This is a genomic window from Streptomyces sp. TRM68367 (assembly GCF_014495685.1).
Taxonomy (GTDB): domain Bacteria; phylum Actinomycetota; class Actinomycetes; order Streptomycetales; family Streptomycetaceae; genus Streptomyces.
Genome location: NZ_JACTVI010000142.1, coordinates 1 through 15,689 on the forward strand (window position 1 = coordinate 1; position 15,689 = coordinate 15,689).

Genomic DNA, 15,689 nt, shown 5'->3' on the forward strand with positions numbered 1-15,689 from the left:
CTGACCCGCCCCCCGCGCGGGTCAGGCCGCCCCGAAGTCTCAGGCCGACTGGGCGTCCGGCAGCTCCACCAGCCACGGCAGGGATCCGCGGTCGCCGGCGCCGAGGCGGGCGTAGGCGCTGTACAGGTGGTTGCCGACGGTGCGGACGGACAGGGTGAGGCGCTCCGCGATCTGCCGGTTGCTCAGGCCCGCGGCGGCGAGCTGGACGATCTGCCGCTGGCGGGCGGTGAGTTCGCCCAGGATCAGGCCGGACAGCGCGGGGGTGCGGGCGCCCTGGCAGCGCCGGGCCAGGGCGACGGCGCGGGTCCGGGAGGTGCGGGCGGCGCGCGGGTCGCGGTGCGCGCCCACGGCCTGCGCGTGCGCCTCGGCCGCGAACAGCAGGAAGCCGCGCCCCTCCAGCTCCGCCGCGGCCCGGTCCAGGGCCGGGCCGTCGGCGCGGGCGAGCGCGTCGGCATGGGCGGCGAAGACGCCGGTCAGCCGGCCGGCGGGCGGCTCGGGGGCGCCGAGGCGGACGGCGTCGTACGGCTCGTCCGTCACCGCCTTCAGCGCCTCGTCGACGTCTCCGCGCGCCGCCGCCGACCACGTGGCCGCCCCACCCCCGTAGGGGCGGTCCACGAGGATCTCGTGCGCGCTCGTGCCGTCTCCCAGCTGGGCGGTCGCGAGGGTGAGTTCGGTCCGGCAGTCCGGATCGTCACCACCCTCCCGCGCCCAGGCCGCGGCCTCCCGCAGTTGTCCGCCGAGCCGCGCGAACCGGGCCCGTACGGCCGCGTACCCGGCCGGCACCGGTGTCCCCTCCGCCACCAGCCACTCCCCCACCGGCGCCAGGACCGGCCGTACGTCGGCCCGCTCGATGCGGCGCGTCAGCCCGTCCGCTTCGGCGGCGAGGGCGGGATCGTACGCCTCGCGGGTGCGGGCCACCCGCCGGGCGCGCAGCCGGCCGGCCGCGGCGCGCAGCACCGGCCCGTGCATTGGGTGGGCGAGGCGGACGGCGCCGTGGTCGTCGACGTGGACCAGGCCGTCGGCCTCCAGGCTTTCCAGGGGCCGGATGTCGAGGTCGTCCACGTCCACGGGCAGGGGTTCGGCGAAGGCGAGGCCGCCGAGGGTCTCGCGCTCCTCGGGGCAGGCGCGGTCCAGGACATGCCCGGTGCGTTCGCGGACGGCCGTGGTCAGGGGCACCGGGCCGCGCCAGGCCCGCTCGTCGGTGTCCGGGACGGGCGCGAGCTTCTCCCGCACCGCGCCGAGCAGTTCGCGCAGCAGCCGCAGGTCGCCCCGGGAAAGGTGGTGCAGCCGGTTGACGGTGAGGGGCTCCAGCACGCCGACGCCCGCCGTGAGCAGCTGTGCGGTCTCCTCGCGGGACAGTGGCTCCAGGGTGAGGCGCGGCAGCAGCTCGCCGGTCCACAGCCGGGAGATCGCACCGGGCACCGGGGCGCCGTCGGTGGCGCCGACCAGCAGGCGGGTGCGGGCGTGCACGGCGAGGTGATGGACCAGGGCGGCGGAGGCGTCGTCCAGCAGATGGGCGTCGTCGACCAGCAGCAGCCGCAGGCCGGACAGCAGGTGGACCGCGCGGTGCAGGGTGACGGACTCCGGCAGCAGGTGCGCGAACGCGGCGAAGGGCAGGTGCCGGGTCTCGGGTGTGCCGGCCGCGCGGGCGCAGTCGGTGCCGCGTACGGCCTCGGTGACGAGCCGGGTCTTGCCGCAGCCCGCCGGACCGGTCACGACGATGCCGTGGCGTCCGGCGGCCAGGGACCGGCGGACCAGGTCGAGTTCGTCCTCCCGCCCGGTGAACGGCCAGGGCAGCTCCAGCGTCTTCGTATCCCGTTGGAAAGTCATCACGGCATCAAGAGCGCGGATACTCACTCCTGATACAGGGGGACTTGAGTAGCCCCCGACTCAGGCGCGCCATGGCGTCCGGCGGCAACCTGGGGCCCATGACCGCCCGCTACTGCTCCCTTCCGCAGCAGCCGGCCCCCGCTTTTCCGCCGGGGCTGGCCGCCGAGCGCCACAGCGCGCTCGTGGCGGGGCGGCGGATGTGGGTCAACGGCACGGTTCTGCACTACTACTTCTTCGACGGTGACAGCGACGCGTCGGTCATTGCGGTACCGGGGGCCGGGCAGACGCGGCGGGTGTCGTGGGCGGGGGGCGACGGGCAGCGGGAAGTGGTGCGCGGATGCTTCCAGGAGTGGCAGGGCCTCGGTATCGGGCTCGACTTCGCCGAGGTCGACGACCGCTCGGAGGCCGAGCTGCGCATCGGGTTCCAGCTCGGTGACGGCTCCTGGTCCGCCGTGGGCAGGGACGCGCTCCAGGCCGGTCTGAACGAACGCACCATGAACTTCGGCTGGGACCTGACCGCGCCCGGGGAGCGTGCGACGGCCCTGCACGAGATCGGGCACGCGCTCGGGATGCTGTGCGTGGGGGTCGGGCGAGACGGCGGTCATGTGCTGGTAACGGCACAGGCCGCCCGGACCCGGGCACCAGGACCACTGTCCGGCGCCGGGGGAACGGCCGAGGAACGTCGCCTTCGGGGGAGGGTGACGTTCCTCGGCCACGCCATGTCGGTGGCAGGCCGTAGGGTCGGCCGGGCATGGATCGTCGGCATCCGGGAGACAGCACGTGATCAGCGGTTACGTCATCGGGGAAAGCCTGCGGCCCGGCGCGGAGTTCGCGCCGCGCGGGGTGCGGCTCTGGCTGCGCAAGATCGGCCGGTACGACCTCTCGGAGACCACGGCCGACGGGCAGCCGGGGGCCTGGACGTTCGTGGAGTGGGAGACCGACAGCGACGATGTCGCCGCACTGGCGGACGCGCTCGCCGAGGCGCTGGAGCCGGAGAACGGCTGGTACGCCGACTTCGTCGCCGGTGACGAACGCGTCGTCGTCTTCGCCGGGAAGGTCTTCCGCTACCGGCGCGGCGACGCGGCGGGGCGTGCGGCGGCGATCGCGTACGGGCGGTCGGCGGGCACGCCCGCGGATCAGCTGGACTGGGCGGACTGATCCGGCGCGCGGCTCGTGGTGCGGGTTGAGCCGCCGCGGGTGGCGTTGACGCGCCGTCACCGGCTGGGGCGTGCCGCTTCCGGGGCGCGGCGTCGGGGCCCGGTTCTGAGCGACCGCCACCGGTAGCTCGGCTAGCGGCCCACCGGGTCCCCTTCCGCGCCGTCGGTCCGGGTGCGCAGCATCGCGTGGCCGCCGTGGTTCAAGGGCGTGTCCAGCTTCAGCCGGGCCGCCTCGTCGCCCGTGCGAGCGTCGACTATGTGCACCTCGCCGTGGCCGCCGCGGGTGACGGCGACCCAGGCTGCGCCCGGTGAAGCGGCCACCGCGCGGCGCTGGACGCCTTCCCAGGGGGTGCCTCCGCGGCGCGGAGCGCCGTCCATGGCGGGGAGGGGGACGCGGCGGGCGGTGCGGGCGGCGTCCAGCAGGATCAGTTCGTCGCCGTCCGGGTGGATGCGGGTGAACGCGGTGTGGTCACGGGCGAGGGCCAGCCGGAAGACCAGTCCCGGACCGAGGTCGGTGCGCGTCGTGCGGTCGGTGCCCAGGTCGTGGCACCAGGCCTCGTTGGTCCACTCCGGCCAGCGCATCGGGTCCGCGGGGCCGCCCCGCAGGGTCGACCACAGGGTGCGCCGCCGTGGGTCGAGCCGCAGGTACCAGCCGCGGGCGGGCGAGCCCCACGGGATCACCGGTTCCGGGGTGAGTGCGTCGCCGTCGCGGCGCGCCCGGTGCACGCCCTCGCCCGTGGCCGCGAACACGCGGTCGTGGCGCGGGTCGTGGGCGTCTCCGTGCCCGTCGTCCGGGAGCGGGAGCTGCGCGTGCGGTCTGACCGGCGGGCAGCCGGGCGCTGCGGCGAGCAGGTCGGCGAACCGGTGCGCGGCCAGCGCGCCGGGTTCCCGGTGCCGTACGACGACGAGGGGGTCGTCGTGGCCGAGGACGGTCACCCCCGGTTCCCCCGCGCGCGTGCGCACCCGTGCCGCGTCGCCCGTGACCAGGTCGACGACGGTGAGCAGGTCCGACCACGGCGTGCCGTTCCTGCCGAGGCCCGTGGTCAGGACCAGCCACCGGCCGGACGGGTCGCAGGCGAGGTGTTCGGCGGGTAGGGCGACCGGTATCGCGGCCTCGACCAGGTCGCTGCCGAACGGGTCGAGTACCAGCAGCTCACCCCTGCGCTCGTCGACACAGGCCACCCGCCCGCCCGGCAGCGCCAGGAACCCGGCGTGCTCGGAGAGATGGCGGCCGGCGAGGCGGCCCGCCTCGGTGCCGTCCGGTGCGGTCAGCACATGGACGCAGCCCGCCACATGGTCGGAGACGAGCAGCAGCGGGTCGGCGGTCATCTGGGCCTCCGTCGGCAAAGGAATCCGCAAGCGCGGACCAAAAGATGGGTTGGTTGAAAACGATTATCATGTATCTTCGGTGCGTTCCGGGACCCTGAGAAGAAGCGAGGGCATCCATGCTGCGCTCACCGTCGAGATTCGTCCGAAGCTGGATCACCGCCGCACTGGTGGGTTCCGTGCTGGTCGGATGCGGTGCACCGGCCGAACCCGCGAGCGAGCAGAACGCAGCCGGGCCGAAGACCGACGTCACCGTCGAACCCGTCAAGAAGAGCCTGAAGGTGACGGACGCGAACGGCGTCACGGTCTCCTTGAAGAAGGAACCCCAGCGCATCGTCTGCCTGTTCGGGCTGTGCGACGACATCCTGACCGAGCTGGGCATCGTCCCGACGGCCACGAACAACGCACTCCTGTCCCACCCGGACTTCCTGGGGAAGGAGAAGGCGAAGCAGGTCGACGTCATACCCGGCGGCTTCATCGCCCCGGAGGTGGAGGCGATCCTCTCCCACAAGCCCGATCTCGTCATCGGCCTCGAGGACACGCACGGCAAGCTCGCCCCGGCGCTGAAGCACGCCACCACGTTCTGGCCGATGCAGCCCGAGACGTGGCAGGACAGCGTGGGGTATCTGCGCGACACCGCAGCGCTCACCGGTCGTACGGCCGAGGGCGAGAAGGCCGAGAAGACCTTCCGCACCAAGCTGGCCAAGGCCGAGCAGTCCCGCAGCGACAAGACCGCGCTCGTCATCTACGGCAGCGACGAGAACTTCGGCGTCGCGACCCCGGAGACGGACGTCGGCGCCAGCCTGTTCCCGAAGCTGGCGAACTACCCGTGGAAGTCGCGTGGTGTGGAGGGCAGTTACAGCATCGAAGAGATCCTCGCGCAGGGCGTCGACGTGCTGTTCGTCGAGACGATCAGCTTCGGGGAGCCGGACGGCAAGCTGTCGCAGAAGCTGGCCAGGAACCCGCTGTGGGGGAAGATCCCGGCGGTGCGGAACGGGGACGTCCACGAGGTCGACTCCGAGGTGTGGGCCAAGGGGCGCGGCACCCGCTCGCTGGGCATCATCCTCGACGAGGCCACGGCCGCGCTGCGGTGACCGCGCCCGCTGCGGCCACGACAGAAGCGGCAGCGGCTGTGCCGGGGGCTCGAAGCTCCCGGCCGCGGTGGCAACTGACCGTGCTGGTGGTGCTGTTGGCGGTGGCGTCCGGCTGTGCGCTGACCCTGGGCACGCCGTACGTCCCGCTGCACCGGCTGCCGGGTGCCCTGCTGGACGGGGAGAGCAGCCTCGCGGGAGTTGTCGTCACCGAACTGCGGCTGCCCCGGCTGACGTTGGCGCTGATCGCCGGGGCCTGTCTGGGCGCCGCGGGGCTGGTGTTGCAGGAGTCGCTGCGCAACCCGCTGGCCGTCCCGGAGATGCTGGGCATCTCGTCCGGGGCCGCGCTCGGGGTCGCCGCGCCGCTGGTGCTGTCGGTGTCCCTTCCCGCCGCCGTCCAGCCGCTGCTGGCCATCGGCGGGGCCGCGCTCGGCGGCGCGCTCACGCTGCTCGCCGCCGGGCTGGGGCGCAGCCCGTCCGCCGTGCTGCTGACCGGGGCCGCGGTCGCCGCCGCGTTGCAGGCCGCGCTGCTCGTGCTCATGGTGATGGCCGACCAGCTCGACCTCCAGCTGATCTACCGCTATCTGCTCGGCTCGCTGTCCGCCCGCACCTGGGAGGACGTGACGGGCCTGTGGCCCTGGCTGTTCGTCGCGCTGCCCGCGCTCGTGCTGTGCGCGCCGGTGCTGTCGGTGCTGCGGCTCGGGGACGAGGACGCCGAGGCGCTGGGCGTGCGCGCGCAGCGGGCCCGGTTCGCCGCGCTGGCCATCGCCGTGGTGCTGATCGCGCCGGTGACGGCCGTGTGCGGCCCTGTGGCGTGGGTCGGGTTCCTCGCTCCACACCTGGCACGGCGGCTCAACCCGGCTGCGGACGCGGTGCGTTGGCTGCCGTGGTCGGCGGCGTGGGGCGCGGTCGTGGTGGCCCTCGCCGACCTCCCGGCCCGGCTCGCGCTCGCGCCCGCGGAGACGCCGGCCGGCGCGTGGACGGCCCTCCTCGGCGTGCCTGCCGGGGTGGCGCTGCTGCGGACGGGGAAGCGGAGACGGGCGGCGGCTTCTGAGGGCGGGCGATCGAAACCGGCCGAGGACGGCGGCCCACCGCACGCCGTACGCACCCCCGGTGAGCCCGAGCGCGAGCGCTCACCACACGCCGTACCCACCTCCGCTGAGCCCGAGCACGACCGCCCACCTCAAGCCGCCCCCACCTCGGGCGAGACGACCGGAACCCCCGAGGGCGACCACCCGCCACCCACCTCCGACGCGCCCGAGCACGACCGCCCGCACCACGCCGCCCCCGCCTCCGGTGAGGCGGCCCCAGCACCCGAGAACGCCGGCCCACCCCACGCCGCCCCCGCCTCCGATGCGGCGGCCCGAACAGGAGACGCCCCGTGATCCGACGCCTGGGCGTGCTCGTCGCGCTCGTCGCCGTCTGTGCCGGCGCCGAGCTGATCGCCGGACGCGGCATGTCCCCCGCCGTGGCCTGGGACGTGCTCGGCGGAGGCGGCGACGCGACGGAACGGCACATCCTGTTCCAACTGCGACTGCCCCGGCTGCTGGTGGCCCTGGGTGCGGGCGCGTGCCTGGGTGTGGCGGGTCTGGTGCTGCAGTCGGCGCTGCGCAATCCGCTCGCCGGTCCCGAGGTCACGGGGGTGACGCCGGGTGCGGTGCTCGGGGCCGTCACCGCGACCGGGCTCGGGCTCGCCGGGTGGCAGTCGCCGCTGGCCGTGGTGGTCGCCGCGTGTGTGGGCGGCTGTACCGGGGCCGCGCTGCTGTGGCTGCTCGCCGGGCGCGGCCGGGGCGACCCGGCGCAGATCGCCGTGCACGGGGTGCTCGTGTCGGCGGTGCTCGGCGGGCTCACCGCGATGGTGCTGCTCGTCGCGCCGGGTGAGCTCGGCAGTGTCGTGCAATGGCTCGTCGGGACGACGGAGGGCCGGGTGTGGGAGCACTGGCATCTGCTGTGGCCGTGGGCGCTGGCCTGGGGCGTCGCGGCCTGGCTGCTGACCGGGCCGCTGACGCTGTTGCGCTGCGGGGACGAGCTGGCCGCCGCCGCGGGCCTGGCCACCGCGCGGGCCCGCACCCTCGCCCTGCTGTGCGCCGTGGCGCTGACGGCGGGTGCGGTGGCCGCCGTGGGAGCGCTCGGCTTCGTCGGGCTGCTCGTGCCGCATGTGGCGGTCGCCGTGTTCGGCGCGGACCTGCGGACGGCGCTGCCCGGCGCCGCGCTGGTGGGCGCGGCCGTGGTGGGCGGGGCCGATGCCGGAGCCCAACTTGCCTCGCAGGCCCTGGCGTTCGCCCTCGACAGCGACCGGCTCACGCTGCCGGTCGGGGCGCTCACCACGTGCGTCGGGGCCGCCCTGCTGCTGGTCGTCGTGCGCCGCGCGCCGAGCCGTACGTTCTGATGTCGACGAAGGACAGAACATGACCGAATCCGTGGGGATCCGCGTCGAGGGGGTCCATTTCGGCTACCCCGGCCGCCCCGTGCTGCGCGGCGTCGACATGACCGTCGAGCCGGGCGAGCTGACCGCGCTCATCGGCCTCAACGGCTGTGGCAAGTCGACCCTGTTGCGGCTGGCCGCCGGACTGCTGCGGCCGGCGGAGGGCCGCGTACTGCTCGGCGGGGACGACCTCGACCGGCTCTCCCGGCGCGCCACCGCCCGCCGGGTCGCCCTGCTGCACCAGGCGGCCCCGGCGGTCCCGGGCATGACGGTGCGGCAGCTCGTGCGGCAGGGGCGGTACGCGGCCCGTGGCCCGCTCGGCATGCTGCGCGAGGGCGACGATCCGGTCGTACGGCGGGCGCTGCGCGATGTCGGTGTGGAGCAGTGGGCCGACCGTCCCGTCGACGCGCTGTCCGGCGGTGAGCGGCAGCGGGTGCGGCTCGCGATGGCGCTCGCCCAGGACACGCGCGTGCTGCTGCTGGACGAGCCGACCACCTATCTCGACCTGCACCACCAGCTCGACGTGCTGCAGACCGCGGTGCGGCTGCGCGAGGAGCGCGGCCTGACCGTGGTGATGGTGCTGCACGACCTCGCGCACGCCGCCCGGTTCGCCGAGCGGATCGTCGCGCTGCGGGACGGCTGCGTGGCGGCCGACGGGACACCGAAGGAGGTCGTCACGCCCGCGCTGCTCGCGGATGTCCTGGGGGTGGCGGGCCGGGTCGGCCAGGATCCCGAGGGCGGCTGGCCGGTGTGTTACCCAGATCACCCTCTCCCAGGTATGGCATATGAAAATCATATTCATTAAGGTCGCTGTGCGGCGCTCACCAGAACGCCGTACCTCCCTTATGGATAAGGAGAGTTCATGGACAACGAGCAGGTCTTCGCGCCCATCGCCGACCCGGGTCAGCTGGCCCACGACTCGGCCTCCCACTCCAACGCGCTCGTCGAGAACCCCTTCGACGACACCGAGGAGTGAGCGAGGCGTAAACCTCCTCGATCGTGGGCCCGCCCGCCCGTCGCCTCACTGGGCGGGCCCACGCCGATGACCAGCCGCTTCCCACAGGAGGACCGACGTGTCCCGCAGTCAGCTCGCCCCCGGTGTCGAGGTCGTCGCGGTTCCTGGGCGGGGTCTGGCAGTCCGCACGGCCGACGGGGAGTTCCTCAGTGTCCGCACCGGTGACGCGGACGGGGGCGCGCTGCTCGCCCGGCTCTCCGGTTCGGCGGCCGGTGCGGCGGACGCCGAACTGGACCGGCTCACCCGGGCCTTCGAGGACGCCGGATACCTGGCGGAGGAGTCCGGGCAGGCCGAGTGGCCGGCCGGGCGCCGGGACGTCCGGCTGCTGGGCGATCCCGCGCTGACCGGGCCGCTGGCCATGTACCTGAAGGCGGCGGGCGCCGAACCGCGGGGGGCGGCGCCCGGCGACGACCTGGCCGAGGGGCGGCCCGCCGCTGTCGTGTGGTGTCTCGACGGTCCCGTGACCGAGGGGCTGTGGGACGCCGCCGACCGACTGCCGGAGCGGGGCATCGCCTGGCTGCGCTGCCACCGCGAGGGCTGGCACGCCTACGTCGAGCCCCTCGCCGCCACCCCGGGGGACGTCACCTCGGCCCACGTCCGCGCCCGCCGGCTCGCCGCCACGCCCGCGCACCGCGAACTCGGCGCCTACTGGAGCGGCCCCCGCGCCACCGGCGCCCCCGTCCGACTTGCCGCTCACACGGCCGGTCTGCTCGCCGCCCTGCTGGCCGACGACCTCACCCGGTGGGCCACCGGGGCCCCCGACACCGGCACACTGCCCGCCCGGCGCCGCCTGCGCCGTATCGACCTGCGCACGCTGACCATTACCGAGCACCCCGTGCTGCCCGTCCCGGACGCCGCCCCGATGCCGAAGCAGGCCGGATGACGCCGTTCACCGCGGCCGTCGACGGTCTCGCCACCGACGTACAACTCCCGGACGGCGACGGGCCGTTCCCGGCCGTGCTCGTCCGTACGCCCTACGACCGGCAGCGGCACCGCGCCGAACTGCGCGGCTGGGCGCGGCGCGGGTTCGCCGCCGTGGCCCAGGACGTGCGCGGCCGGCACGGCTCGCCGGGTGACTGGCGGCCGTACGAGAACGAGGCCGCCGACGGTGCGGCGACCGCGCACTGGATTCGTCAACAGCCGTGGAGCGACGGGGTGTTGGTGGCATCGGGCGGCTCCTACGCGGCCCACTGCGCCCTCGTCCTCGCGCTGGACGCGCCCGAGGGCGCGCGCCCGGACGCCGTCATCGCCGCCGTACCGGCGCTGGGCAGCGCCGAGACGGCCCGCGAGTCCTCGGGGGTGGAGCGGCTGGCGTCCCGCGCCGGCTGGTGGGCGGCCCACGGCGACCGGCCGGACTCCGACGAGGAGGCCCTGGCCAAGGCCCTCGCCCGGGATCCCGGACTGCTCACCCACCTGCCGGTCGATGGTCTTCCGGGGCGGCTGGGCCGGGACCTGCCCTCCTGGCCCGGACTGTGGCGGCAGCGCGAGCGCGGGCGGCTCGTCGCGCGGGCGCAGGAGGCGGGGATGCCGCTGCTCGCGGTGGGCGGCCACCACGACCACTTCACCGAGGACACCGTCGCGCTGTGGCGCCGCTGGGGCGGCCCGTCGGCGCGCCTGCTCACGGGACCGTGGGGACACGGGCTCGTCGCCGGACCCGGGCCCGACGCCGAGCCCGGACACCGGGTGAGCCTCGGCGACCTCTACGCCCGCTGGGCGCGCCGCGCCCTCGCCGGGGACCTCGCGCGCGGGCGGCGCGGCGCGGTCGGGCTGGGTGGCAGCCGCCTGTGGGTGGGCGCCGGCCTGGAGGGTGCGCCGTACGCGCCGGTGCTGCGGCCGATGCACGGCATCTCCTTCTCGGCCGATCCTCAACGGCCCGTGCGCTCAGACGAGTTGACTGTCCCCACCGACGGCACGCCCGACCGATGCCTGTTCCTCACCCCTCCCCTGCCGCGACCGCTGGATATCGTCGGTGACGCGGAGGTGCGGCTGCGGGCCACCGCCGAGACTCCGTCCGCCGACTGGGCGGCCCGGCTCGTCGCCGTGAGCCCCGAAGGGGCCGCCGAGCGGCTGGCCGTCGGGATCGTCCGGCGGGCGGATCCCGTCGGGCGGCCCGCCGAGTTCGCCGTACCGCTGGGCCGGCTCGCGCGGCGGCTGGCCGCGGGCACCCGGCTCCGTCTGGAGCTGGCCGGGCACCACTTCCCGGCCCACGCCCGCAACCCGCACACCGGCGACGACCCGGTCACCGCCACCCGGCTGGTCGCCTCCCGGCGCGAGGTCGATCCCGCGGGCGTGGCGCTCCGGCTGCCCGTGCTCCGCTCCCGTCCTGCCCCCACCGATCCCGTACAGGAGGTCCTGCGATGACGGCGCTGCCGCTGGAAGCCCTGGTCGACCCCGTCTGCGGCATCGTCCGCAAGATCAAGCTCGTCGAGCACCCCGCGGGCGCACCGCCCCGCTACACCGCCCTGACCGCCGAGATATCCGACGCCCGCAAGCTGGGCCTGTGGCCCGCCGACCGGGTGTCGCTCGGCACCACGTTCGGCGACCCGGAGGGCGCCCGCATCGCCGCGATCGCGGAGGGCATCGAGCGGTACTGCGGCAACCGCGTCCCGCCGCCCGGCCACCGGGACGCCCCGTTGCGCGCCGGCGCCACCGAGCTGGCCGCGCAGGGGCTGCGCCTGTACGGGCCGGGCGAGCTGCCCGCGTACGCCGACTGGCAGTATGCCCGCGAGAAGTTCCCCTACCGACCCCTCAGACCCGGCACGCCCGCCCTGTGGACGCGCGGCGAGGAACGGCTCCCGGGCGGGGAGCGGGCCGAGGTCTGGGCGCCCGTCGCGCTCACCCACCTCAACTGGCGGCAGGGCGAGCTGCGTTCGCTGCCGCGCACCCATCACCTCAACTACGCGGGGATCGCCACCGGGCAGGGCTTCGACGACGCGGTCGAGCGCGGCATGCTGGAGGTCGTCGAGCGGGACGCGCTCGAACTGTGGTGGCACCTGGACGGCCCGGCCCGCGGTATCGACCCGGCCTCCGTGCCCGGCCTCGGCGACGACCTCGCCGGCTGCGGGCTCGACGTGTGGCTGACCGAGATGCCGTCGGAGTTCGCGCCCTGCATGGCCGCGCTCGTCCACGATCCGCGGCTGCGCCTGTTCGCCGCCGGGTTCGCCTGCAAGTACGACCCGGCCGAGGCCGCCCGCAAGGCGGTCCTGGAGGCCGTCCACACGTGGGTGTTCACCCAGGGCCTCACCGACCCGGACGGCTGGGTGTTCCAGGCCGTCGAGGCCGGGCTGCTCGCCCGTGGGCTGTATCTGGACCACCGCGCCGACGGCCGCTATCTCGACGTGTGCGGCGAGCAGTTCGAGCAGGTACGGGACCTGGGCGCGCACGTGCAGGTGTGGCTGGACGAGCGGATGGCGTCCGAGGCCCGGCGGTTCACGAAGCCCGCGCACGGGACCGTGTCCGTCGAGGAGGTCGAGCCCGGCAGCCGGGAGCGGCTGGAGGGCGCGCTGCACGACGGCGGCCACCGGATCATGACGTTCGACGTCACCACCGAGGACGTGGCCGAGACGGCGCTGCGGGTCGCCCGGGTGCTCGTGTCCGGGCTGATCCCCAACTCGCCCGCCGCCTTCGGGTACTTCGGATGCCCGCGCCTCGCCGAGGCCGCCGTCACCCGGGGGTGGCGTACGACCGCGCCGAGCGGACCGGCGGACTTCACGCTGGCTCCCCCGCCCCACATGTGAAGGGCCCGTCCCGTGGATCTCGTCGCCGCCCTCGCCCGCGCCCGCTCCGCCGAGCAGCCCGGCCCGGACACGCCCGCCGGTCCCGCCGTCCGCGCCTGGCCCGGCCCGCCGCGCCCGCTGCCGGAGGCCGGCCGCGGTGAGCTGGACCTGCGTGCGCTGCTCCGCCTGTCCCTGGCGGCCTCGGACCGTTCCGGACGGCTGCGGCCCGCCGCGTCCGCGGGAGCGCTGCACCCGGTGGACGCCCAGCTGGTCGTCGGCACCGGCTGCCCGCTGCCGGCCGGCCGCTACGGCTACGACCCGCTGCGCCACCGCGTGCACCGCCTCGGCCCGGAAGGCAACGGCACGCTGCCCGGGGTGAGAGTGGAGCTCTCCGTGACACCGCAGCGCACCGTCGCCCACTACGGCCATCGCGCCTGGCCGTTGATCCTGCTGGACGCGGGGCATGCGGTGGGGGCTTTGTGGCTGGCCGCCGGGGCGCTGGGGATCGCCGAGCCCGTACTGCGGGTGGCCGGGGTGGCCGAAGAACCGCTGGCCGTAGTGCATTTCGCGCCGCCGCAGGGGGCGGACGGGGGAGCCCGGGATGAAGAGGCGGGCCGACGGTCCTCGGCGGCCCCTACCGGCCCGGCGTCCCAGCGCGAGGTCGAAGGCCGGGGGTCCTCGCGCCAGGGAGACGGCCGGACGTCCCGGCACGCGGGGCAAGGCCAGGCATCCCGCAGTTCAGCGGACGGCTGGGCGTCCCGGAGCACGGCGGACGGCTGGGCGCCCCGGTCGGAACCGCTCGTGCCCGGGGAGCTGCCGGTCCGCCGCAGTTCCACGCCGCCCCTGCGCGGCACCCCGCCCCGGGACCTCGTGCGGGCCGTGCTCGCCACCGCCGTCGAGGCGGGTGCCGGGGGGCTGTCCTGGTGCGTGGCCGTCGGCGAACCGGAGCCCGAGCTCGTCGAGGCGGCGTCCGACGGCGCGCTGCGCCGGCTCGCGGCGGGCGAGGCGCGGCCGACGCTCGCGGCGTGGGCGGCGGGACAGGGGTGGGTCGCCGAGGCGGGTGCCGTCCTGCTCGGGTACGGCTGCCCGGCCGATGCCGGCGCCCCGCAGATCCGGCGGGCCCACCTGCGCGCCGGTTTCGCCGTGCAGCTCGCCCAGGTGGCCGCCGTACGGCACGGGCTGGCCGCCCGCCCCCTCGGCTCCTGGCAGCAGGCGGATCTGGGCGCCGCGCTCGGTTCCGCACCCGGAAAGGACTGGATCGTGCACGCCCTGGCCCTCGGTACCACCCACCGCGACGAGGAGGGGACCTCGTGATCGTCCACCCCGAGCTGCGCCGCGCCGCACGGCACGCGCGGCGCGCCCTGCTCGCAGCCACCCTGCTCCAGGGCGCCGTCGCCGTCACCCATCTCGCGCAGGCCGTCCTGCTGGCCGTCGCCCTCGCCGACGTTGCCCGGGGCGACACCGGCCGGCTCCCGCCGCTGCTCGGAGCGGTGCTCGGCATCGTGGCCGCGCGCGCCGGGCTCGGCACCTGGCAGCGGCACACCGCCACCCGCGCCGGGGCCCGCGTCAGGGTCCGACTGCGGGACGAACTCCTCGCGCACCTCGGGCAGTTGGGTCCAGCCCACCTGACCTCCGCACGCGCCGGCGCCGTACGCACCACGCTCGTCGACGGTGTCGAGGGCGTCGACGCCTACGTCACCCGCTATCTGCCGCAGCTCCTCATCACCCTCACCGTGCCGCCGCTGCTGCTCGCCGCCCTGGCCGTGGTGGAGCCGCGGGCGCTCCTCGGTCTCGTACCGGCCCTGCTGCTCGCCCTGTTCGGGCCGCGCGCCTGGGACCGGCTGCTGGCCCGGCGTGGCAAGGAGCACTGGGACACGTACGAGGGTCTGGGCGCCGACTATCTGGAGGCGCTGCAGGGGATGCCGGCGCTGCGGGCCGCGGGTGCCGTCGGGCGTACCCGGGAGCGGCTTCAGGAGCGGTCGGCGGCACTGCACCGGGCGACCGTGGCCAAGCTGCGGGCGTCGCTGGTCGACACCGGGCTCACCGACCTGGCCATCCAGGGCGGCACCGCGGCCGCCGCGCTGCTGGCCTGCTGGTCGGCCGTCACCGGCTCCACCGCGGCGACCGGCACCTACCTGGTGCTCCTGCTGGCCTCGGAGTGTTTCCGGCCGGTCCGTGACCTGTCCCGCGAGTGGCACGCCGGGTATCTGGGCGTCTCGGCCGCGGACGGGCTGGCGACGCTGCGCATCGCCCGGCCCTCGGTCCCCGACACCGGAACAGAGCAGGCGCAGTGGCCGGGACCGCCCCAACTGCGCTTCGAAGGCGTGGAGTTCACCTACGACGGCGCCGAGGCGCCCGCGCTGCACGGTGTCACCTTCACCGCCGAGGCGGGCCGCACCACCGCCCTCGTCGGCCCGTCGGGCGCCGGCAAGTCCACGCTGCTCGCCCTGCTGCTGCGCCACCGCGACCCGCAGCGCGGCCGGATCGCCGCCGGCGGCCGTGACGTGGCCGCGTACACGCTCGCCTCGCTGCGGCAGGGCATCGCCGTCGTCTCCCAGGACACGTACCTGTTCCACGCCTCCATCGCCGACAACCTGCGCCTGGCCCGGCCGGACGCCCCGGACGACGAGCTGGTCCGCGCGGCCCGGGCCGCCGGCGTGCACGACGAGATCGCCGCCCTGCCCGACGGCTACGGCACGGTGCTCGGCGAGCGGGGCGCCACGCTGTCCGGTGGTCAGCGGCAGCGGCTCGCCCTCGCGCGCGCCCTGCTGGCCGACGCGCCGGTGCTGGTCCTCGACGAGGCGACCAGCGCGGTCGACGAGCGCCGGGAGGCGGACATCGTCCGCGAGCTGCTGGGCGCGGCCGGTGGCCGGACGGTCCTGGTGGTCGCCCACCGGCTCGCCGCCGCCCGGCACGCCGACCGCATCGTGGTGCTGGACGGCGGCCGCGTGGACGCCGTCGGCAGCCACGCCGACCTGGTCGCCGACGGCGGCCTGTACGCGCGGCTCGTGAAGGCGGGCCACGCCCACGAAGGAGAGCTCGCCGCATGAGTTTCCTGAGTCAACCTCTATGCCGCCTGGGGCGTGTCGGCGGGCGCGTTGATCTTGCTGTTGGCCTGGTGGATGGCGG

At 75.6% G+C, this 15,689-nt stretch carries 12 protein-coding genes and 2 pseudogenes; 12 read left to right on the plus strand and 2 right to left on the minus strand.

Annotation, left to right across the window (positions count from 1 at the left end; translation table 11 throughout):
• Window positions 1–39 precede the first annotated feature (39 nt).
• On the minus strand, window positions 40–1,830 hold the full coding sequence (locus H8R17_RS41575; protein ID WP_187828384.1) for a LuxR family transcriptional regulator: 1,791 nt from the start codon (window positions 1,828–1,830) through the stop codon (window positions 40–42).
• Between the two features lie 98 nt (window positions 1,831–1,928).
• On the opposite strand from H8R17_RS41575, the pseudogene H8R17_RS48110 reads away from it, so the two are divergent.
• Both H8R17_RS48110 and H8R17_RS41580 read left to right on the plus strand, forming a co-directional pair.
• Window positions 1,929–2,405, plus strand: a pseudogene (locus tag H8R17_RS48110) (hypothetical protein); the annotation flags it as partial.
• A gap of 205 nt (window positions 2,406–2,610) precedes the next feature.
• On the plus strand, window positions 2,611–2,988 hold the full coding sequence (locus H8R17_RS41580) for a hypothetical protein (RefSeq protein ID WP_187828385.1): 378 nt from the start codon (window positions 2,611–2,613) through the stop codon (window positions 2,986–2,988).
• Between the two features lie 131 nt (window positions 2,989–3,119).
• Here the strand turns inward: H8R17_RS41580 and H8R17_RS41585 are convergent, their stop codons facing one another.
• Window positions 3,120–4,316, minus strand: a complete 1,197-nt coding sequence (locus H8R17_RS41585; RefSeq protein ID WP_187828386.1) for a hypothetical protein — start codon at window positions 4,314–4,316, stop codon at window positions 3,120–3,122.
• Between the two features lie 116 nt (window positions 4,317–4,432).
• On the opposite strand from H8R17_RS41585, the gene H8R17_RS41590 reads away from it, so the two are divergent.
• The 10 genes and pseudogenes from H8R17_RS41590 to H8R17_RS41635 all read left to right on the plus strand — a co-directional run bounded on the left by H8R17_RS41590 (window position 4,433) and on the right by H8R17_RS41635 (window position 15,610).
• Window positions 4,433–5,407, plus strand: coding sequence for an ABC transporter substrate-binding protein (locus tag H8R17_RS41590; RefSeq protein ID WP_187828387.1), 975 nt, complete (start codon window positions 4,433–4,435; stop codon window positions 5,405–5,407).
• A 95-nt stretch (window positions 5,408–5,502) separates the two neighbouring features.
• Window positions 5,503–6,471 (plus strand): annotated as a pseudogene (locus tag H8R17_RS41595) (FecCD family ABC transporter permease); the annotation flags it as partial.
• A gap of 389 nt (window positions 6,472–6,860) precedes the next feature.
• Complete coding sequence (locus tag H8R17_RS41600; RefSeq protein WP_399477994.1) at window positions 6,861–7,793, plus strand: FecCD family ABC transporter permease; 933 nt, start codon at window positions 6,861–6,863, stop codon at window positions 7,791–7,793.
• Window positions 7,794–7,812: 19 nt separating this feature from the next.
• Window positions 7,813–8,634, plus strand: a complete 822-nt coding sequence (locus tag H8R17_RS41605) for an ABC transporter ATP-binding protein (RefSeq protein WP_187828389.1) — start codon at window positions 7,813–7,815, stop codon at window positions 8,632–8,634.
• Window positions 8,635–8,691: 57 nt separating this feature from the next.
• Window positions 8,692–8,805 (plus strand): streptamidine family RiPP, encoded by a 114-nt coding sequence (gene amiA / locus H8R17_RS48115; RefSeq protein WP_240661371.1) that lies wholly within the window; start codon window positions 8,692–8,694, stop codon window positions 8,803–8,805.
• A gap of 97 nt (window positions 8,806–8,902) precedes the next feature.
• Complete coding sequence (locus H8R17_RS41610; RefSeq protein WP_187828390.1) at window positions 8,903–9,727, plus strand: hypothetical protein; 825 nt, start codon at window positions 8,903–8,905, stop codon at window positions 9,725–9,727.
• Window positions 9,724–11,205, plus strand: a complete 1,482-nt coding sequence (locus H8R17_RS41615) for a CocE/NonD family hydrolase (RefSeq protein WP_187828391.1) — start codon at window positions 9,724–9,726, stop codon at window positions 11,203–11,205. The genes H8R17_RS41610 and H8R17_RS41615 overlap by 4 nt, the downstream gene beginning before the upstream one ends.
• Window positions 11,202–12,581 (plus strand): YcaO-like family protein, encoded by a 1,380-nt coding sequence (locus H8R17_RS41620; protein ID WP_187828392.1) that lies wholly within the window; start codon window positions 11,202–11,204, stop codon window positions 12,579–12,581. Before H8R17_RS41615 ends, H8R17_RS41620 begins: the two co-directional genes overlap by 4 nt.
• Window positions 12,582–12,593: 12 nt before the next feature.
• Window positions 12,594–13,874, plus strand: a complete 1,281-nt coding sequence (locus tag H8R17_RS48120; protein WP_316959699.1) for a SagB/ThcOx family dehydrogenase — start codon at window positions 12,594–12,596, stop codon at window positions 13,872–13,874.
• The gene (locus H8R17_RS41635; RefSeq protein ID WP_187828393.1) at window positions 13,871–15,610 is read left to right on the plus strand and encodes an ATP-binding cassette domain-containing protein; all 1,740 of its coding nucleotides are present in this window, start codon (window positions 13,871–13,873) and stop codon (window positions 15,608–15,610) included. Before H8R17_RS48120 ends, H8R17_RS41635 begins: the two co-directional genes overlap by 4 nt.
• The last annotated feature ends 79 nt before the right edge of the window (window positions 15,611–15,689 follow it).

What these genes read in the sequence shown, in the direction of transcription:
- amiA (WP_240661371.1), top strand. Translation starts at nt 8,692, where the DNA reads ATGGACAACGAGCAGGTCTTCGCGCCCATCGCCGACCCGGGTCAGCTG.
- H8R17_RS41590 (WP_187828387.1), top strand. Translation starts at nt 4,433, where the DNA reads ATGCTGCGCTCACCGTCGAGATTCGTCCGAAGCTGGATCACCGCCGCA.
- H8R17_RS41615 (WP_187828391.1), top strand. Translation starts at nt 9,724, where the DNA reads ATGACGCCGTTCACCGCGGCCGTCGACGGTCTCGCCACCGACGTACAA.
- H8R17_RS41575 (WP_187828384.1), bottom strand. Translation starts at nt 1,830, where the DNA reads ATGACTTTCCAACGGGATACGAAGACGCTGGAGCTGCCCTGGCCGTTC.
- H8R17_RS41620 (WP_187828392.1), top strand. Translation starts at nt 11,202, where the DNA reads ATGACGGCGCTGCCGCTGGAAGCCCTGGTCGACCCCGTCTGCGGCATC.
- H8R17_RS41585 (WP_187828386.1), bottom strand. Translation starts at nt 4,316, where the DNA reads ATGACCGCCGACCCGCTGCTGCTCGTCTCCGACCATGTGGCGGGCTGC.
- H8R17_RS41605 (WP_187828389.1), top strand. Translation starts at nt 7,813, where the DNA reads ATGACCGAATCCGTGGGGATCCGCGTCGAGGGGGTCCATTTCGGCTAC.
- H8R17_RS41600 (WP_399477994.1), top strand. Translation starts at nt 6,861, where the DNA reads ATGTCCCCCGCCGTGGCCTGGGACGTGCTCGGCGGAGGCGGCGACGCG.